This window comes from Streptococcus parasanguinis (assembly GCF_040908565.1).
GTDB lineage: Bacteria > Bacillota > Bacilli > Lactobacillales > Streptococcaceae > Streptococcus > Streptococcus parasanguinis_AC.
Genome location: NZ_JBDGEA010000010.1, coordinates 7,611 through 28,978 on the forward strand (window position 1 = coordinate 7,611; position 21,368 = coordinate 28,978).

A 21,368-nucleotide genomic window follows, 5' to 3' on the forward strand; every position below is an offset into this window, starting at 1 on the left:
GTACACTAGCCACTGAAGAGACAGCCAACACTTCTCGCCGTCGTAATCGCCGTGCATTGGGTGATGCCAATGATCCAAACTTGATTGGGGATGATGTTGAAGATGCAACTTCAACTCCAAAAGTTGAAAAACCTGGCTTTACAACAAATGTTGATGCCAAATCTATGGCTAGCCAGATCTCATGGTTGGACTTTGGAGATGTAGCTAACTGGACAGGAACTACTACAGTATTAGTTCCTAAAAGTGAAGTTAAACCAACTGAGAACTTAGAAGAAAAATTGGCTCTTCAAGTTGGGTCTACCTATACCAAGGAAATCATGCCTGGTTATGTAGTGACTGTAAAAGTCAAATCCTTGAAACCATTCCAAGCGACTGAAATCTATAAGAAACGGATGGAAAATCAAGGGGCTACAGAAGCAGAAAAAGCAACCTATGATCCAAATGCAAAAAATGGTTATGTAAGTGGAGTCACTTCAAATGCTGCTAAGCAAGCTTTTAACAATGGTGAAGAGGCCAAAATCGTTGCTGATGCGCAAAATAATTGGACTGAAATCAGATTTGAGAATATTGATACGAAAACCAAGAAGACTACCATAAGTTCAGCTTTGAATGGTGGAAATATTGGAGTTCAGTTTGAAATCTCTGCAACCTTCCGTGGTAAGACAGTTAAGCCAGCTATTGTTATGGCTGATGGGGAGTCTGCTAACCCAGGTGAATTAGTTATGTTTACTACCAATGGAGAAGGTTGGCAGCATATTGGAGAATGGAAAAAGTTTACCAGACCAACTACTTCTGTAACATATTCACCACAAGATACTGAAAATCTTTTTGGACCTAATCCTAAATTTAATAATACCAACTTAAACCAACTTCGTAGATCCACTGAAGTTGGACCAGAAAAGAAACCAGTAGCTTGGAAGTATTTTGGAAATCCTGACCAAGTTACAGGTGGTCTAGGAACTGGTATCTTTGGACCAAACATTTCTGAAGGTAATTATACTGTTCCAATCGTTATGACGCGTGGTGCCTCTGAAGTTGGACTTTATGTCGCTTCAGGTGGTAAGCAGTCAGCAATGCTAGGATTCTTCCCAATTGATGAAGGGGATGCTCCTGAGTCATACGGAAAAGCTATGCATACCATTGCAACTGTAGATGGTGTAACTGGTGCTAAAGTAAATCAACCATATATTGGTAATGTGAGCCCAGATATGGATGAGAATACTGTTCTTGACTGGTTCGGTGATGATAAGGCGACTACGGCCGATGAAGGAATTGACCAATTGCTTCCAGATGAGCTTAAAGGTACAACCAATGAGATGATCAAGATGGATCGTACACGCCCAGGTAACTACAAGCTGTCAGTTCAAGCCCATTTGGATGGAGCCTCAGAAGCACATATCTATGGTTGGGTAGACTTTAACCAAAATGGTAAATTTGATGAGGATGAACGCTCAAATCTCGCTACAATCACACAAGATGGCACTGTTGAGTTGACCTTTGCAAACAGCAAGACTTATATCGACCCTAGCGTTAAAGAACTAGGTGCACGTGTTCGTATTGCCAAGAAAGCTACCGAGATTGAGAGCCCAACTGGTATGGCCTTCTCAGGGGAAGTGGAAGACTTCAGAACTCAAATTACGCACCCACCAAAAGGAGAATTCAAAGAAACAAGTGGTCTTCAAGGGGCGAAGCAAACTGCAACTGTAACTTTTACAGCACGTGGAGAACACAAGTATGAGCTTAATTCTAGTGCCGTTATTGACGAAACGGTAGAACCATACATCGTTGATAGAGATGGCAACCGAGCAACTCTTGATGCGGATGGTTACTATGTCGTTCCAGGACAAGGTAAGTACAAGATTACTGCCAACGGTAAGGACGTAGACGTTGAATTTATCCCAGAAGATAACTTCCTAGGAACAGCTGATGGTATTTCTATCCGTCGTTCAGATAACAACGGTTACGATACTGGTTGGTCAACCAAATTCCCAGACCAAGAACCAAACATTGATGGTCAGTTGAATACTATGGATGGTCAATACGTTCCAACAGTCACTCCAATTGAAATCGAAGGAGTTGACAAAACTTCAACTGATGTTCAAGGTGCGACTCAAAAAGAAACTCCGACCTTTAACACAACTGCGACTAACGCAAATGGGGAAAAGATTGCAATCACTCCAAGTGCAGAATATCCTGCTAAGTTGGTGGATCCTGCCACAGGTCTCACTACTGACGCGTCATCTGTAACAGTTGAAGGCGAAGGAACTTATACGATTAATCCTTCAACGGGTGAAGTAACCTTCACTCCAGACCCAAGCTTTACTGGTACAGCCAAAGGTGTGGATGTTTCATTGTCAGCACCAGTTGGTAGAAACAAAGATGGTAAGATCCAACAGGACTACATCAAGACTGCAACAGCTAAGTACACTCCAACTGTCACACCAATCACAGTGACTCCTACAGACAAGGTTTCTGCGGATGTTCAAAATGTTCCTCAAACACAAACACCAACCTTTGATTTGAGTAACGACAAGACTGCTGAAATCACAAGCAAGAAATTGGTGGATCCAGCAACTGGTCAACCAACTGATGAAACAACAGTGACAGTAGCAGGTGAAGGTAGCTATACTATCGACCCTACTACAGGAGCGGTGACTTTCACACCTGAAAAAGACTTTGTTGGTACTGCAAAAGGAGTAACTGTTCAGGCAACTGCTACTATTACAAATGCTAATGGTAAGACTGCAACCATTACTTCAGATGCGACCTACACACCAACTGTTGTGCCAGCAGTTCCAACTGCAAACCCTGCAACTTCAAAAGATATCCAAGGTGCGACTCAAACCGGTACACCAACCTTTGCAGGAACAACTGTTCAAGTAAATGGTGAAGATAAAGCTATTACCATTAAAGACAATAGCTACACATTGCTAGATAAAGATGGTAACGAAGTTTCATCGACACCAGCTTATGCCGCTGATGGTACAACTGAAATTGGTACTTACTCAATTGATTCAGCCACTGGTCAAGTAACTTTCACACCGACTGATAAATCATACACTGGTGCAGTCACACCAGCCAAGGTTCAAGCTGAAAGCTCAAACGGAATCAAGGTGGATACAACTTACACACCAGAAATCGTACCGGTAACACCGACAGCAACACCAGCTGAAACAACTGATATCCAAGGTGCTACTCAAACAGGTAAACCTGAATTCAAGGGTGGAACTGTAACGGTTGATGGCGTTGAGAAGAATGTTGAAATCAATGAAGCTGTTCCAGCAACATTTGACGATGGCTCAACAACTAAGACCGTTGAAGGTGTTGGTACTTACACAGTAGCAGCAGACGGTACTGTTACATTTGTACCAGAAAAATCATTCGTTGGAACTGCACCAGCAGTGACGGTTGTTCGTGAAGATAAGAACGGAACAAAAGCCTCTGCAACTTATACACCAACTGTGACACCAGTAACTCCAACTGCAACACCAGTTGAAACGACAGATATCCAAGGTGCTACACAAACTGGTAAACCTGTATTTACTGAAGGTGATAGCCGTGTGCCAATGAACGATGATGTTCCAGCAACATTTGACGATGGCTCAACGACTAAGACAGTCGACGGTGTTGGTACTTACACAGTAACAGCAGATGGAACAGTAACCTTCGTGCCAGAAAAATCATTCGTCGGAACTGCTCCAGCAGTGACGGTTGTTCGTGAAGATAAGAACGGAACCAAAGCCTCTGCGACTTACACACCAACTGTAACACCAGTCACACCGACAGCTACACCAGTTGAAACAACAGGTAAACAAGGTCAAACCCAAACAGGTAAGCCTGAATTTACTGAAGGTGATAGCCGTGTGCCAATGAACGATGACGTTCCAGCAACATTTGACGATGGCTCAACGACCAAGACAGTAGATGGTGTTGGTACTTACACAGTAGCAGCAGACGGAACTGTAACCTTTGTCCCTGAAAAATCATTCACAGGTAAAGCACCAGCCGTAACGGTTGTTCGTGAAGATAAGAACGGAACCAAAGCTTCTGCAACTTACACACCAACCGTAACTCCAGTAACTCCAACTGCAACACCAGCTGAATCTACTGGACCTCAAGGTTTGGTTCAAACTGGAACTGTAACCTTTACTGAAGGTGACCCAGTTGCACCAATCGATAAGGACACCATTACTCTTCTTGATGAAAATGGTCAACCAGCAGCATCAGTAGAAGCGAAATCACCAGCAGGTGATGTGATCGGTACATACACTGTTGATAAAGAAACAGGTGTTGTGACCTTCACACCAACAGATAAATCTTATTCAGGTGATGTGGTTCCAGTTAAGGTTCAAGCAGCTGATACAAATGGAACATCTGTAGAAACAACTTACACACCGAAGATTACTCCAGTCGTTCCAACTTCTGAAGATGCAACATCGACAGATATCCAAGGTCAAACACAATCTGGTAAACCAACCTTCACCGAAGGAAATCCAAATGTTCCAATCGATGAAGATACACCAGCTACCTTCGAAGATGGCTCAACGACTAAGACTGTCGATGGTGAAGGAACTTACACAGTTGCTCCAGATGGAACCGTAACCTTCGTTCCTGAAAAATCATTCACTGGAACTGCTACAGGCGTAACAGTGAAACGCGTGGATAAGAACGGTACTGAAATCACAGCCAAGTACACACCAACTGTGACACCAGTAACTCCAACTGCAACACCAGTTGAGACTACAGATATCCAAGGTGCTACACAAACTGGCAAACCTGAATTCACCGAAGGCGATAGCCGTGTGCCAATGAACAATGATGTTCCAGCAACATTTGACAATGGTTCAACGACTAAGACTGTAGACGGTGTTGGTACTTACACAGTAGCAGCAGATGGAACAGTAACCTTCGTACCAGAAAAATCATTCGTCGGAACTGCACCAGCTGTAACAGTGGTTCGTGAAGATAAGAACGGAACCAAAGCTTCTGCAACATATACACCAACTGTAACACCGGTTACACCAACTGCAGAAGATACAACATCTACTGACAAACAAGGTCAAACGCAAACAGGTACACCAACCTTCACACCAGGTAATCCAAATGTTCCAATGGATAATGATACACCTGCAACATTTGAAGATGGCTCAACAACCAAGACAATTCCAGGTGAAGGAACTTACACAGTTGCTCCAGACGGAACAGTGACATTTGTTCCAGAAAAATCATTCACTGGAGAAGGTACAGGCGTAACTGTGAAACGTGTCGATAAGAACGGTACTCCAGTTACTGCTAAGTACACACCAACTGTGACACCAGTAACTCCAACAGCAACTCCAGCTGAATCAGAAGGACCTCAAGGTGTGGTTCAAACTGGAACTGTGACCTTCACAGAAGGTGACCCAGTTGCACCAATCGACAAGGATACCATTACTCTTCTTGATGAAAACGGCCAACCAACAGAATCTGTAGTAGCTAAATCACCAGAAGGTAAAGAAATTGGTACTTTCACAGTCGATAAAGAAACAGGTGTTGTAACCTTCACACCAACGGATAAATCATACTCAGGTGATGTAGTTCCAGTTAAAGTTCAAGCTAAAGATACAAACGGAACAGTTGCTGAAACAACTTACACACCGAAGATCACTCCAGTTGTCCCAACTGCTGAACCTGCAACATCTACAGATATCCAAGGTAAAACACAAACAGGTACACCAAGCTTCACACCTGGTAACCCTGCAATCCCAATGGATGATGATGTGCCAGCAACCTTTGAAGATGGTTCAACTACGAAGACCATTCCAGGAGAAGGAACTTACACAGTTGCTCCAGATGGAACAGTAACCTTCGTACCAGAAAAATCATTCACAGGAACAGGTACAGGCGTAACAGTGAAACGTGTTGATAAGAACGGTACTCCAGTTACTGCAACTTACACACCAACTGTAACACCAGTAACCCCAACTGCTGAGCCAGCAACTTCAACTGACAAGCAAGGTCAAACTCAAACAGGTAAACCAACCTTCACAGCTGGTCATGAAAATGTTCCTATGAACGATGCAGTTCCAGCAACCTTTGAAGATGGTTCAACTACTAAGGAAATTCCGACTGTTGGTATCTACACAGTAGCAGCAGATGGAACAGTAACCTTCACACCAGACCCACGCTTTGTAGGTGAAGCACCAGCTGTAACAGTTGTTCGTGAAGATATGAACGGAACAAAAGCTTCTGCAACCTACACACCAACAGTAACTCCAATTACTCCAACAGCAAAACCAGCTACATCAGAAGCACCTCAAGGAATTGTTCAAACAGGTAAACCAACCTTCACAGAAGGGGATCCAATTGCGCCTATGAACCCTTCAACCTTGAAACTTTACGATGATTCTGGTAACCCAACTGATCAATTGAATGCCTTCTCACCTGCAGGAGATATCATCGGTATCTTCACAGTAGATAAAGAGAAAGGTGAAGTGATCTTCACTCCAACTAACAAAGCTTACTCAGGTGAAGTTCTTCCTGTAGGCGTTTCAATGGAAGATGCAAATGGTACCTTTGCACGTACAACGTACACACCATTCATTACTCCAGTTGTTCCAACAGCAAAACCAGCTACATCAACTGATATCCAAGGTGCAACTCAAACAGGTAAACCAAGCTTCACTGAAGGAAATCCTGCAGTACCAATGGATAATGATGTACCTGCAACATTCGTTGATGGCTCAACTACTAAGGTTGTTCCAGGTGAAGGTACATACACAGTTGCTCCAGACGGAACAGTAACCTTCGTACCAGAAAAATCATTTGTTGGAACCGCAGCAGGAATCGTGGTTCAACGCCAAGATAAGAATGGTACAGTTGTGAAAGCTAAGTACACACCAACTGTAACACCAGTTGCTCCAAAGGGTGAACCAGTAACTTCAATTGGTAAGAAGGGTGCTACTCAAACAGGTAAACCAAGCTTCACAGAAGGTGATAGCCGTGTACCAATGAATGATAAGGTTCCAGCAACCTTTGAAGATGGTTCAACTACGAAGACCATTCCAGGTGTTGGTACTTACACAGTGGCAGCAGATGGAACTGTAACCTTCACTCCAGAACCTGAATTTACTGGTACTGCACCAGCAGTGACAGTGGTTCGTGAAGATGTGAACGGAACAAAAGCTTCTGCAACTTACACACCAACTGTTCTTCCAATCACTAAGTTTATTGATAAAGAAGGTAAGGAAATCCCAGGATACCCTACAGTTGATGGAGAAGAGCCTAAAGCTGAAATTCCAGGTTACCGCTTTGTGGAAACGAAGAAATTGCCTAATGGTGATACTGAACACGTCTATGAAAAAGTTACAACTTCATACGTAGACGAAAATGGTAATCCTATCCCAGGTAACCCAACAGAAGATGGGGAACAACCGAAGAAAGATATCCCAGGTTATGACTTCGTGAAGACTGTTGTAGATAAAGATGGAAACATTCAACATATCTACAAGAAGACTGTGACACCAACTCCGACACCAGAGCCACAGCCACAGCCACAGCCTACTCCACAGCCGCAACCACAACCTACTCCACAACCAAAACCAGAAGAGCCAACGATTCCTGTCGTTCCAGAAACGAAAGAAGAAGTGAAGTATATCGATCCACAAAATCCTACTGCACAACTTCCAAATACAGGAACAAAAGAATCTTCTACTGCTGGTCTTGCAATCTTTAGTGCTTTAGCAGGTCTCTCATTGTTTGGATTTGCAAAACGCAAAAAAGAAGACTAAGCTAACTTGTGGCTAAGAAAAACCGCGAAAATCTCGCGGTTTTTTCTGTTTGTATTTGAAAAAATATCCTCCAAACTAGATAGTTGAAATCAGTCTTTTATAAGAAAATTTGATAAAATAGAAGTATCAGTGTAAAGGATGAGAGAATGAAAAAGATTATTGGTATCTGGGCTCAAACTGAAAATGGCATTATTGGAAAGGACCAAATCATGCCTTGGCATCTGCCAGCTGAGCTTCAGCATTTCAAAGAAACGACCATGGGACAAGCAATTCTTATGGGAAGAGTGACCTTTGATGGTATGAAAAAACGGGTTCTACCAGGTCGTACTAGCATTATCTTAACGCAAGATCAGGCTTATGATGCTGAAAATGATGCTGTACTCGTCATGCATAGCAAAGAAGAAGTCTTAGAGTGGTATCAGAATCAAGAGAAGAATCTTTACATTATTGGGGGGAGTCAGATTTTAAGGCTTTTCTCTGATCAGTTAGAAGAGTTGATTCAGACCATGATTCATGCAACGATTGATGGCGATACATTGGCACCAAAATTTGAAGAGAACCACTATGAAAGAGTCCGTCAAGTTCCCCATCTGAAAGATGAGAAAAATCCATATGATTTTAAGGTCAACTATTATAAGAGAAAGGATTTAGACTAATGGAGCGAAGTGTCTTTGGTTTTTTTACAGCTGTCCTGTGTGTCATCTGTTTGATTTGCGCCTTACAAACCTTTCGTAAAAAACGGTTCGGCCTCGCTATTTTATTCTTACTAAATGCTTTTACCAATCTTGTGAATTCCATTCACGCCTTTTACATGACCTTATTTTAAACTAAATAGAAACAGAAAATGACAGAAAGAGGAAATACATGCCAACGAATCAAAACAATGATATGATGGTTTATTGTTCATTTTGCGGAAAGAGTCAAGATGAAGTCCAAAAAATCATTGCAGGAAACAACGCGTTTATCTGTAATGAATGTGTAGAGTTAGCACAAGAAATTATCCGTGAGGAGCTAGCAGAAGAAGTTCTTGCAGACCTTAGCGAAGTTCCAAAACCAATCGAATTGCTCAATATCTTGAACCACTATGTGATCGGTCAAGATCGGGCTAAACGTGCCCTTGCTGTAGCGGTATATAACCACTACAAACGCATTAACTTCCACGATACGCGCGAAGACGAGACAGATGTTGAATTGCAAAAATCAAACATCCTCATGATTGGACCTACTGGTTCAGGTAAGACTTTCTTGGCCCAAACCTTAGCACGTAGCTTGAATGTCCCATTTGCTATTGCTGATGCAACAGCCTTGACAGAAGCCGGTTATGTGGGTGAAGACGTTGAAAATATTCTCTTGAAACTTCTTCAGGCGGCTGATTTCAATATCGAGCGTGCTGAACGAGGCATTATCTACGTCGATGAAATTGATAAGATCGCTAAGAAAAGTGAAAATGTCTCTATCACGCGTGACGTTTCTGGTGAAGGGGTACAACAAGCCCTCTTGAAAATTATCGAAGGAACTGTCGCTAGTGTTCCACCTCAAGGTGGACGCAAACACCCTCAACAAGAGATGATCCAAGTGGATACCAAGAATATTCTCTTCATCGTAGGTGGAGCTTTTGACGGGATCGAAGAAATTGTTAAGCAACGTCTCGGTGAAAAAGTCATTGGTTTCGGTAAGAACAATAAAGCTATCGATGAATCCAGCTCTTACATGCAAGAAATCATTGCAGAAGATATTCAAAAATTTGGAATTATCCCAGAATTGATTGGACGTCTTCCAGTCTTTGCGGCTCTTGAGCAATTGACGGTTGACGACCTTGTCCGTATCCTAAAAGAACCACGTAATGCCTTGGTAAAACAATACCAAACCTTGCTCTCTTATGATAATGTTGAATTGGAATTTGATGATGAAGCCCTTCAAGAGATTGCGAATAAAGCTATCGAAAGAAAAACAGGAGCTCGAGGACTTCGCTCGATTATCGAAGAAACGATGATGGATGTCATGTTTGAAATTCCAAGTCAAGAAGATATCAAACTTATTCGAATCACAAAAGAAGCTGTAGATGGAACTGAAAAACCAATTCTTGAAACAGCCTAGAAAGATAAAATATGGAAATTAACACACATAATGCGGATATCCTCTTAAGCGCTGCAAATAAGAGTCATTATCCTCAAGATGAGATTCCAGAAGTTGCACTTGCCGGTCGATCAAATGTCGGCAAGTCTTCTTTTATTAATACTCTCTTAAATCGAAAAAACCTGGCCAGAACATCTGGTAAACCAGGAAAAACCCAATTGCTAAATTTCTTCAATATAGATGATAAACTCCGTTTGGTAGACGTACCTGGTTATGGCTATGCACGTGTCTCTAAAAAAGAGCGCGAGAAGTGGGGACGGATGATTGAAGAATACCTCACCAGTCGTGAGAACTTAAAAGCAGTGGTTAGTCTAGTCGATTTTCGTCATGAACCTTCTGCAGATGATGTTCAGATGTATGAATTCTTAAAATATTATGAGATCCCTGTGATCTTAGTAGCGACCAAGGCAGATAAGATTCCACGTGGAAAATGGAACAAACATGAATCCATTATTAAGAAAAAACTGGATTTTGATCCAGCAGATACTTTTATTGTCTTTTCTTCGGTAACCAAGGAAGGACTAGAGAAGTCATGGGATGCTATTTTGGAAAATGCGTTTTACGAAATAAATTGAAATGACATGAAAATGTCATTTTTGTTTTGGATTTATCTCGCAATTGTAATACAAGTGTAATATAAGTAGCTTTGTTTTCTTCTATTTATATGATATAATCTCTATAAAGATAAAAGATGATAAAAAATTAATTGGAGATAAATTGTATTATGAAAAATAAAATACGGAATAAAACGAAATTTTTTGGTTTGTTCGTTTCTGTATTAGCAGTGGGGACATTTGCTGCTGCTATGAGCGAGCACGTAACATCTGTTGGTGCTAATGATGGAACTTACCAAGCATACTCAGACCCAACTGAAGCTTTCATCTCACAAATTGGTGAGTCAGCTCGTCAGCTTGGTCAAGAGAATGATTTGTATGCTTCCGTTATGATTGCACAAGCGATCTTGGAAAGTGGATCAGGTCAGTCTGGCTTGTCTTCTTATCCACATTACAACCTTTTTGGGATTAAAGGAAGTTATGCTGGGCAATCTGCAGTGATGCAAACTTGGGAAGATGATGGTACTGGAAATGCCTATACCATTAATGATGCTTTTCGTTCATACCCATCTTATTATGAATCATTGCAAGACTATGTAGCAGTTTTGAAACAAGGACATTTTGCAGGTGCTTGGAAGAGTAACACATCAAGTTATCAAGACGCAACAGCAGCTTTGACAGGTGTTTATGCGACAGATACTAGCTACTACGCAAAGCTCAATCATATCATTGAAACCTATAATTTGACTCAATATGATTCACCAAATGTTCAGGGTGGTATTACTGGTTCGGTATACAATCCATATCGTCAACAGTTCACTTCACAAGAAATCTTGAATTTGGATATCGCTTGGGCGAACCGTTTAAATTATTAAAAAGGAAAAGCAGGCAAATGCCTGTTTTTTATTATTTCCCGGTATATGATTTAAAACGTATATATTGAATTTAAGAATTCTTCCTGAAAACCTTTTCAAACTGTTTTGTCTATGATATAATGATTTTATTCACAAACATTATATAAGGAGAATATTATGTCTGAATCTAATTTTATTCAAAAAGTGGGAGCGGCGTGTAATAAGAAAGAGGATCTTTATCAGAAATCTAAAACTCGCTATGCAGTCCGTTCTATTTTTGCTGGAGGATTTCTTACTTTAAGTACGGCAGTCGGAGCAGTTGCGGCAGACTTATTAAATACTTTTGTACCTGGATCTGGTCGTTTTCTATTTCCATTCATCTTTGCCTGGGGCTTGGTTTACCTCTTATTTTTAAATGCAGAATTAACCACCTCCAATATGATGTATTTGACGGCGGGTACCTATCTAAAGAAGATTCATTGGAAGAAAGCGCTGGAAATTCTTCTTTATTGTACCTTCTTTAACTTAATTGGTGCTTTAATCGTCGCTTTTCTGTTCAATCAAACCACAGCCTTTGCACATATCGATCCAAAAGGATTCCTAGCCACGGTGGCAGAAAATAAACTCCAACGGAGCAATCAAGTGGTTTTCTTTGAAGGTGTCATTGCCAATATCTTTGTAAATATTGCTATTCTTTCTTATCTATATTTCAAAGATGAAACAGCGAAGGTGCTCTTAGCCCTATCTGCTATTTATATGTTTGTCTTTATGACCAATGAACACTTGGCGGCTAATTTTGCTTCTTTCTCATTATTAAGCTTTAATTCAGTATCTAGCCAATTGCCACATTTTGAATTTTTAAATATTTTACGTCACTATGGTGTGACCTTCTTTGCCAACTGGGTAGGAGGAGGAGTCCTAATGGGACTAGCCTATGCTTGGTTGAATAATATCAAGGGTCTTTACAACGATTAAAAAATATAAAAAAAGTTTGCAAAAGTACTTGCATTCTTTTTTTATATGTGATAAACTAGTCTACGGTTTGAAAAAACTGCCTAAGACAGTAGGGGAGCTCGACTCATAAAAATCCTACCGAGGACAAAACGTATCAATTAAAAGAAGCGTATTGTACTTTCGTGTCTAGGTTTGGGCGCGTTTTTCTTTTGGAAAAATTCCCCAAGCAAAATAATTACGGAGGTGAACACACTAATGAGTGAAGCAATTATTGCTAAAAAAGCGGAACTAGTTGACGTAGTAGCTGAAAAAATGAAAGCTGCTGCATCAATCGTCGTTGTAGATTCTCGCGGTTTGACAGTTGAGCAAGATACAGTTCTCCGTCGCAACCTTCGCGAAAGCGAAGTTGAGTTTAAAGTTATCAAAAACTCAATCTTGCGTCGTGCAGCTGAAAAAGCTGGTCTTGAAGATCTTGCATCTGTATTCGTTGGACCTTCTGCAGTAGCATTTTCTAACGAAGATGTTATCGCACCTGCGAAAATCTTGAACGATTTTGCAAAAGACGCTGAAGCACTTGAAATCAAAGGTGGTGCAATCGAAGGCGCTGTCGCATCTAAAGAAGAGATTCTTGCACTTGCAACTCTTCCAAACCGCGAAGGACTTCTTTCTATGCTCCTTTCTGTACTTCAAGCGCCAGTGCGCAACGTTGCTCTTGCAGTCAAAGCGGTTGCAGACAACAAAGAAGACGCAGCTTAATCTTAAGCTACGCAGCGTAGCCTAGCTATAAAAAATAAAAACATAAAATTAAAACTTATTTGGAGGAAATAACAATGGCATTGAACATTGAAAACATTATTGCTGAAATTAAAGAAGCTTCAATCCTTGAATTGAACGACCTTGTAAAAGCTATCGAAGAAGAATTTGGTGTAACTGCAGCTGCTCCTGTAGCTGTTGCTGCAGCTGGTGCTGCTGACGCAGGTGCTGCTAAAGATTCATTCGATATCGAATTGACATCTGCAGGCGACAAGAAAGTCGGCGTTATCAAAGTTGTACGTGAAATCACTGGTCTTGGTCTTAAAGAAGCTAAAGAACTTGTTGATGGTGCACCTGGCGTTATCAAAGAAGGTGTTGCTACAGCTGAAGCTGAAGAAATCAAAGCTAAATTGGAAGAAGCTGGAGCTTCAGTTACTCTTAAATAATAGAGTTTCCAATCAAAATAAAAACCGAGGTTTAGGCCTCGGTTTTTTTGTGCATTCTTTCTTTTATACTTTTTACAAACCCTGTATCATCAAATATTTCATTGAGATATGACAAGATTGTTGCTATAATCAGTTTATCTACGAATAAGGAGAAGATATGAAAAATTTTAAACAGATTCTTTTGCCTTTAGTTGCTGTTTTTGCAGCAGTTCTCTTGGTAGCCTGTGGTCCAAAAAGTGATAATGGGACTTAAGTATTCGAACCCACAACAGAAGAAGTGAGGGAGATGCTACCAAGTGAAGTTGCTTATATTATTTCAAATGATTATAAATTTAGGGTTTCGATTATCATTAAGGACAAAGAAGGCGTTATGAAGGTTCAAATAAAATCAAACGTTCAAAATACCAATCAATCCTATGATTTTAAGGTTGACCAAAAACACAAAATATTTGTAAAGAAGAATGACTACAGTGGGACAAAGTTGACGTATAAAATTTCTAATCATATGCTAACCTTTATGGATGTGAAAGAATCAAACTCGAGTAGTCTTGATATTTTTGTAAACTATATAAAAATGGCTAAGTTTAAAAAAGTTAAATAATTTAGCGAAGGTAGGTACGGATCCTGCCTTTTTAATCGTTTAATATTGGTTGATAAATATATTACAAGAGTATTACATTTGTAATATTTCATTGCCGTGTGTCTGAATTGTTGTTATAATAGGATTAATCTAACTAAAAAGGAGAAGTTATGAAAAACTTTAAACGTATTCTTTTGGCTGTAGTAGCAGTTTTTGCAGTAGTCCTCTTGGTGGCATGTGGTGCTAAAAGTGATAACGGGACTTATGTCTACAAACCATCAAAAACTGAAGTGAAGGAAATCCTTGGAGAACAAGGTGCATCAGACTCAACTATTGAAGCTGTCCTTGATCAAGTTAAATTGGAAGTTACGGTTACTATTAAAGATAAAAAAGGTAGCCTTAGCATCAAAGGGGAAGCAATGGGCAATAAGATGGACCAATCTTATGAAGTGAAAGTTGACCAAAAGGCTAAAACATTCCAATCTAAAACGGGTGACGGTGAAAAAATTAAATACAAAGTTTCAGGCGATGTGTTTACTTTTGATTTATCTGGTGAAGAAAGTAAAGATCACGCAGCAGCTTTGGAAATGTTCAAAAACGCTAAATTCAAACGTACAAAATAAACTAAATGAAGAGCAGGAAAACCTGCTCTTTTGCTTTACTTTTATGACTGGTTTGGTATAATGAATGAGACTACAGATGGGACTGGGGCAGGAATGATTTTCTTTGAAAATAATTTCGTCTCGCTCCCTCTTTTCTGTGTGATCTAGGAAATTATTTATGGAAAAGGAGAATCATCTATGCAATATATTTGGTCTTACTTGAAAAAGTATCCCAAGTGGCTAGCCCTGAATCTATTTTCGGCGGTCCTTTTTGTTATTGTCAATTTAGGTTTGCCAACGATTCTGGCTCGCATGATTGATGAGGGGATTAACCCACGTGATGTGGATCGGCTTTATTTCTGGGGCTGGGTCATGTTTGCGATTATTTTACTAGGGATTGTGGGTCGGATTATCTTGTCTTACGCAGTTGGCCAGCTAACGACGACCATGGTACGCGATATGCGCAATGACCTCTATACCAAGTTACAGGAGTACTCGCATCGTGAGTATGAGCAAATTGGGGTATCGTCATTGGTCACTCGCTTGACTTCGGATGCCTTTGTCTTGATGCAATTTACGGATTCTATGTTGAAGATGGGGGTCATCACACCCTTGATGATGGTTTCCAGTGTTCTCTTGATTTTGACAACCAGTCCTTCTCTAGCATGGATTGTAGCAGTATCTGTACCATTTCTTGCTGTTGTTGTCTGGTATGTAGCAGTCAAGACACGTCCACTTTCTGAGAAGCAACAAAAGACCCTGGACCATCTCAATCAGTTTGCGCGTGAAAATTTGACAGGTCTCCGAGTGATTCGTGCCTTTGCCCGCGAAGAATTCCAAGAGGATAAATTTGCGGCTGAAAATGAAGTCTACGCGGAAAACTCGAATAAATTGTTCAAACTAACTGGTTTGACTGAACCCCTGTTTGTGCAGATCATCATTGCGATGATTGTAGCGATTGTCTGGTTTGCCTTGGATCCTCTTCATGACGGTAGTTTGAAAATTGGGGATTTGGTTGCCTTTATTGAGTATAGCTTCCACGCGCTCTTATCTTTCCTCTTTTTAGCCAATCTCTTTACTATGTATCCTCGGACTGCGGTTTCTAGTCGTCGTCTCAAGGAAATCATGGACATGCCCATTTCGATTGATCCAAATGAGAATGGTATCACAGAGACAGCATCTCGTGGCTATTTGGAATTTGACAATGTCACCTTTGCTTATCCAGGTGAGACAGAAAGTCCAGTTCTCCATAATATTTCCTTTCAGGCCAAACCTGGTGAAACAATTGCCTTTATCGGCTCGACGGGTTCTGGGAAATCTTCACTTGTGCAGTTAATTCCTCGATTCTATGATGTCACCCTAGGGAAGATTTTGGTGGATGGTGTGGATGTCCGTGACTACAATCTGAAAGCCCTTCGCCAAAAGATTGGTTTTATTCCACAAAAGGCCTTGCTCTTTACAGGAACCATTGCTGAAAACCTTCGTTATGGGAAAGAAGATGCCTCTGTACAAGAGCTAGAACAAGCAGCTGAAATTTCCCAAGCCAAGGAATTTATCGACAGCCGTGAGGAACGCTTTGACACGCATTTAGCAGAAGGTGGTAGCAACCTTTCGGGTGGTCAAAAACAACGCTTGTCCATCGCTCGTGCTGTTGTCAAAGATCCAGATGTCTTTATTTTTGATGATTCCTTCTCTGCCTTGGACTACAAGACGGATGCCACTTTGCGGAAGCGTCTCAAAGAAGTCACAGGAGATGCGACCGTCTTGATCGTAGCGCAACGTGTGGGAACCATTATGGATGCGGATCAAATTATTGTCTTGGACCAAGGGGAGATCGTCGGTCGAGGAACCCACGATGAATTGATGAAAAGCAATGAGATCTATCGTGAAATTGCCAATTCGCAGCTCGATAGTCCATCATTAACAGAGGAATAGAAAGGAGAAGCAGATGAAACAAGAACAAAACAGTTTTTCTAGACTATGGACTTACTTGAGAGCCTATCGCTTGGAAGTTTGCTTGTCCATTTTCTTAAAAATCCTGAGTGTCGTCATGAGTGTTATCGAACCCTTTGTTTTGGGGCTTGCCATTACGGAGTTGACAAAAAATCTCATGGATATGGCAAAAGGTCTTGCGGGAGCTGGTCTTAATACCTCCTATATCGCGATCATTATGACGCTCTATCTATTCCGTGGGGTCCTCTATGAGTTGGGATCTTATTATTCCAACTATTTCATGACCAATGCTGTTCAAAAGACCGTTCAGGACATGCGAAATGATTTGTCTCATAAAATCAACCACATTCCTGTTTCTTATTTTGACCGGCATCAGTTCGGAGATTTGCTGGGACGTTTTACTAGTGATGTCGAAACCGTCTCGAATGCCTTGCAACAGTCCTTCTTACAAATTGTTAACGCGATCTTTACCTTGCTTTTTGTCATCAGCATGGTATTATACTTAAACATCCAACTGGGGCTAGTGGTCATTTTGTCCATTCCGATCACTTATTTCAGTGCTCGATTTATCATGAAAAAATCTCAGCCTTACTTTAAAGAGCAGGCAGATGTTTTGGGGGCAATGAACGGCTTTGTGCAAGAAAATTTAACAGGCTTTAACGTCCTTAAGCTCTACGTTCGGGAAAAATCTTCTCAGGAAGAATTTCATGATATTACCCATCACCTTCAAAAAGTAGGGTTCAAGGCTAATTTCATTTCTGGCTTAATGATGCCGATTTTAAATGGGATTTCAGATTTGACTTATCTCATTATCGCTTTGTTTGGTGGCTTGCAAGTGATAGCAGGTCGTTTGACTGTCGGGAATATGCAGGCCTTCGTTCAATATGTTTGGCAGATCAACCAACCGATTCAAAACTTGACCCAATTGGCAGGTCAGCTACAAAGTGCTAAGTCGTCTCTAGACCGGATTTTCCAAATCATGGATGAGCCAGATGAAGTAGCAGATGTGACAGAAACCCTCTCTGGAGATTTGACAGGGCAAGTCAGCTTTAAAAACGTGGATTTCCAATATGTAGCGGACAAACCCTTGATTCGTGATTTCAATCTAGAAGTCAAACCAGGTGAAATGGTGGCCATTGTCGGACCAACCGGAGCAGGGAAAACAACCCTGATTAATTTGCTGATGCGCTTTTACGATGTGACTGCAGGATCGATTACGGTGGATGGTCATGATATTCGTCATCTATCTCGCCAAGATTACCGCAAGCAATTTGGAATGGTGCTTCAGGATGCTTGGTTATATGAAGGAACCATCAAAGAAAACCTTCGCTTTGGTAATCTCGAGGCAACGGATGAAGAAATTGTTGAAGCCGCAAAGGCAGCCAATGTCGATCACTTTATCCGGACACTCCCTGGTGGTTACAATATGGAAATGAACCAGGAGTCTAGCAATATTTCTCTAGGGCAAAAGCAGCTCCTAACCATTGCGCGTGCGCTCCTAGCGGATCCTAAAATCTTGATTTTGGATGAAGCGACGTCTTCTGTCGATACGCGTTTAGAACTCTTGATTCAAAAAGCCATGAAGAATTTGATGAAAGGGCGGACTAGCTTTGTCATTGCTCACCGCCTGTCTACCATTCAAGAAGCAGATAAAATCCTTGTACTCAAAGATGGCCAAATCATCGAGCAAGGAAATCACCAATCCTTGTTAGCAGATAAAGGATTCTACTATGAGCTCTACAATAGCCAATTTTCAAATAAAAAAGCGGAATAAGCTCGTGTCATCAAAAGAGGTTTGAGAAAGCATTCTCAGCCTCTTTTTTCTTACTCACTTTTATTACTACATAAAAAGGTTAACATTTCTGCAACAAATTGATACAGAATATTCACACAATTCACCTTGTTTGTCATGATAATTTTTATTAGGATAGAATCGTTGTAAAAAATATAAGGAGAAATGTGTGATGAATCATTTAAACAAAGATATCATTTTTGGCATTCGTAAGTCTAAGCTTGGAGTCTTTTCTGTCGTGATTGCGATCATGGGGGCTTGTTTTTTAACTGGACAATCTGTGGCAGCTGATCAAGTTGGAGAGCAGGCACAAGTCCAAACACAAGGGCAAGAAGCGACAACTTCTGATCCCGCAAGCTCTCAAGTAGATACCAGCCAATATGGAGCATCTATGCCTTACACCCGTTATGAGGCAGACAAAGGGAACCTCCTTGGAAAGGCAGAGGTAGAGCAGTCTCAAGACAGTCACTCAACAGCTATTGAAGCTTCTGATCAGACTTATGTCGCTTTAAAAGAAAAAGGAGATGGTGTCTCCTTTAAGGTAAATGAACCAGCCAATGCTTTAACCGTACGCTACACGGTACCAGATGGAGCCAGTGGACAACTCGATGTTCAGGTGAATGGTCACAGTGTTCAACAATTGGATCTTTCATCTACGTCTAACTGGCAGTATTTGAATGACAAAGGTGTTTATGATAGTGCTCAGGCGGATACACGCGCTCGGTTCCAATTTGATGAAGTACACAGCCTCCTTCCAGGACTTCAGCTTCAAAAAGGAGATGTGGTTTCACTGGTGAAAAACAGGTCAGACGACGTCCATTATGGTCTTGACTTTGTGGAATTTGAGCAAGCTCCAGACCTGATTGCTCAAGGGGATAACGCTATCAATATTGTTTCTAAAGGAGCTACGCCAAACGACGATACTGATGACAGCCAGGCCCTCTATGATGCGATTTATGAAGCTAAACAAACCGGAAAGAATGTCTATATCCCAGCTGGGCGATTTAATCTCAATCGAAAAGTCGGTATCGATGCTTCCGATATGAAGATTTCAGGGGCTGGTATCTGGCATACCCAACTGCATTTTACTAGTGACCAAGCTGGTGGCGGTGGATTTGACTTCCTTCACCAAGACAACCATGTTGAATTTAGCGATGTCTATCTGTCCTCCAACCTTCGTTCACGCTATGGTGAAAACGCTCAGTACAAGGCCATTTCTGGAACGCCAGGGAAGAATTCTCATATTCACGATATTTGGGCTGAACATTTTGAAGTCGGCATGTGGATTGGCGATTATGCTAGCAAAAATGATATGAAGTACACAGATGGTCTAGTAGTAGAAAATGTCCGTTTGCGAAACAACCTGGCTGACGGAGTCAACTTTGCCCAAGGGACTAAGAATTCGATTGTCCGCAATTCTAGTATTCGTGGAAATGGAGATGACGGACTAGCCAGCTGGTCAAGTATTGCGGATGGAACAGAATCAGCAGTAGCAGAAAACAATAAATTCTTGCACAATACGATTGAACTTGGTTGGCGTGCTGGTGGTGTTGGGATCTTTGGTGGAAAAGGCCATGAGATTGCCTACAATCGGATTAAAGACAATATCGGGGATGCCGGAATTCGCTTGACGACTGTCTTTAAGGGTCATAACTTTGATCTGAATGAAGAAGGAATTCGGGTTCACCACAATCTCTTGGAGCGTACAGGGACGAAGAGCGATATCTACAACAAGCATCGTGGATCGATTGATGTTGAAACGCGCTATGGAGATATTAAAAATGTCACCATTGAGGACAATGTATTTGTAGCGCCATTTGATACAGGTGTGACTGATCACCTCAATCCAAATGGAGGTATCCTAAACCATGTCGAAGTCAGTAACAATCAAACCATGAGTCAACTCTCTCATCCAGCTCAAGCAGGATTATCTGCCTCTACTTCAAAATCAGCTGGACAAGCCTTGAAAGTGAAAGAAAAACCCCTTCAAGTAAGCGCAGTGAAAGCTTCCCTTCAACCATCGAAAGTTCAACCGTCTAAAAAACAAACCGGTCTGAATCTTAAACAAGCAAAGACAATCACTAAAACAGTCAAACCTAACTATGTTCTAAAACCAACAAATTCCAAGCAAAAGAGCTTTTTAAAGGCTCCGAGTGCTTTATTCCTTTACCGGATGATGGGGTTACGTCAAACGGTTTAAGAAGGATGGAAATCCTGGATACAATTCCAGGATTTTTTTGCTTGCTGCTAGTCCTTCATTGACAGTGAGAAGGCATATCGGTATACTAGGTATATTCTAATTAGGAGGCCACCATGATGATTCGACCCGTTCAGCTCAGCGATGCAGCAGCTATCCGAGCGATTTACCAACCTTATGTGACAGAGACAGCCATTACCTTTGAGGTTGATGTGCCGACTGTCCAGGAATTTGAAAGTCGCATCACAAAAACGCTGACCAAATTTCCTTATTTGGTCGCAGAAGTGGATGGGAAAGTTGTGGGCTATGCCTATGCCTCGACCTATTATGCACGCGCTGCCTATGATTGGACCACTGAATTGTCTATTTATGTAGCAAAAGAAGCGCGTGGAAAAGGGATTGGATCAGCTCTTTATAGTGCCTTAGAAGTGGAGTTGCAAGCACGAGGCTACTTACGCTTTCTGGCTTGTATCGCAGTTCCAAATGAAGCGAGCATTTCCATGCATGAAAAGCGGGGCTATGTCCAAGTCGCTCATTTCCCAAAGATTGGCTATAAGTTTAACAAATGGCATGATATCGTCTGGATGCAAAAGACGATCGAAGGGCCAGTGTCAACCTTGAAAGAGCAATGAAAAGTTTTTGTATGTCTTGAAAGAAAGCAAGCTCTCGTTTCTTGACAGATGCAGAACTCCATGGTAAACTAGATTTATGCGATGAGTCGATTGGCTCTTAGGAGCCTTTTGCGCTGAGGAGGTCTACATTCAATTGTAACGCAGGA

14 protein-coding genes and 1 other annotated feature are annotated in these 21,368 nt (G+C 41.3%); all 14 genes read left to right on the top strand.

All coding sequences use genetic code 11. The features are described from left to right. Window positions 1-7,769 (top strand): CshA/CshB family fibrillar adhesin-related protein (locus tag AB5Y61_RS06100; protein WP_368403513.1); only part of this gene is annotated, 7,769 nt, incomplete at its 5' end. 146 nt (window positions 7,770-7,915) lie between these two features. Continuing rightward, the gene (locus AB5Y61_RS06105) at window positions 7,916-8,425 is read left to right on the top strand and encodes a dihydrofolate reductase (RefSeq protein ID WP_368403514.1); all 510 of its coding nucleotides are present in this window, start codon (window positions 7,916-7,918) and stop codon (window positions 8,423-8,425) included. A 208-nt stretch (window positions 8,426-8,633) separates the two neighbouring features. Continuing rightward, on the top strand, window positions 8,634-9,866 hold the full coding sequence (gene clpX, locus AB5Y61_RS06110) for an ATP-dependent Clp protease ATP-binding subunit ClpX (protein WP_368403515.1): 1,233 nt from the start codon (window positions 8,634-8,636) through the stop codon (window positions 9,864-9,866). An 11-nt stretch (window positions 9,867-9,877) separates the two neighbouring features. After that, a complete protein-coding gene (gene yihA / locus AB5Y61_RS06115; protein WP_070662235.1) occupies window positions 9,878-10,480 on the top strand; it encodes a ribosome biogenesis GTP-binding protein YihA/YsxC in 603 nt (200 codons plus the stop codon). Between the two features lie 149 nt (window positions 10,481-10,629). Next, entirely contained in the window at window positions 10,630-11,334 is a 705-nt protein-coding gene (locus AB5Y61_RS06120) for a glucosaminidase domain-containing protein (protein WP_368403516.1), read from the top strand. A gap of 156 nt (window positions 11,335-11,490) precedes the next feature. Continuing rightward, window positions 11,491-12,288 (top strand): formate/nitrite transporter family protein, encoded by a 798-nt coding sequence (locus AB5Y61_RS06125; RefSeq protein ID WP_368403517.1) that lies wholly within the window; start codon window positions 11,491-11,493, stop codon window positions 12,286-12,288. 61 nt (window positions 12,289-12,349) lie between these two features. Beyond that, window positions 12,350-12,484 (top strand) — a sequence feature (ribosomal protein L10 leader region). Between the two features lie 38 nt (window positions 12,485-12,522). Next, the gene (rplJ, locus tag AB5Y61_RS06130) at window positions 12,523-13,023 is read left to right on the top strand and encodes a 50S ribosomal protein L10 (RefSeq protein WP_223141857.1); all 501 of its coding nucleotides are present in this window, start codon (window positions 12,523-12,525) and stop codon (window positions 13,021-13,023) included. A gap of 74 nt (window positions 13,024-13,097) precedes the next feature. Beyond that, entirely contained in the window at window positions 13,098-13,466 is a 369-nt protein-coding gene (gene rplL / locus AB5Y61_RS06135) for a 50S ribosomal protein L7/L12 (protein WP_003016256.1), read from the top strand. Between the two features lie 286 nt (window positions 13,467-13,752). After that, window positions 13,753-14,067, top strand: coding sequence for a hypothetical protein (locus AB5Y61_RS06140; RefSeq protein ID WP_368403518.1), 315 nt, complete (start codon window positions 13,753-13,755; stop codon window positions 14,065-14,067). A 149-nt stretch (window positions 14,068-14,216) separates the two neighbouring features. Next, window positions 14,217-14,669, top strand: a complete 453-nt coding sequence (locus AB5Y61_RS06145) for a hypothetical protein (RefSeq protein ID WP_368403519.1) — start codon at window positions 14,217-14,219, stop codon at window positions 14,667-14,669. A gap of 177 nt (window positions 14,670-14,846) precedes the next feature. Next, the gene (locus AB5Y61_RS06150) at window positions 14,847-16,583 is read left to right on the top strand and encodes an ABC transporter ATP-binding protein (protein WP_368403520.1); all 1,737 of its coding nucleotides are present in this window, start codon (window positions 14,847-14,849) and stop codon (window positions 16,581-16,583) included. Window positions 16,584-16,596: 13 nt separating this feature from the next. Continuing rightward, window positions 16,597-18,375, top strand: coding sequence for an ABC transporter ATP-binding protein (locus AB5Y61_RS06155; protein ID WP_368403521.1), 1,779 nt, complete (start codon window positions 16,597-16,599; stop codon window positions 18,373-18,375). A gap of 190 nt (window positions 18,376-18,565) precedes the next feature. Beyond that, the gene (locus tag AB5Y61_RS06160) at window positions 18,566-20,593 is read left to right on the top strand and encodes a glycosyl hydrolase family 28-related protein (protein WP_277838704.1); all 2,028 of its coding nucleotides are present in this window, start codon (window positions 18,566-18,568) and stop codon (window positions 20,591-20,593) included. A 113-nt stretch (window positions 20,594-20,706) separates the two neighbouring features. Continuing rightward, window positions 20,707-21,222, top strand: a complete 516-nt coding sequence (locus AB5Y61_RS06165; protein WP_368403522.1) for an N-acetyltransferase family protein — start codon at window positions 20,707-20,709, stop codon at window positions 21,220-21,222. Window positions 21,223-21,368 lie beyond the last annotated feature (146 nt).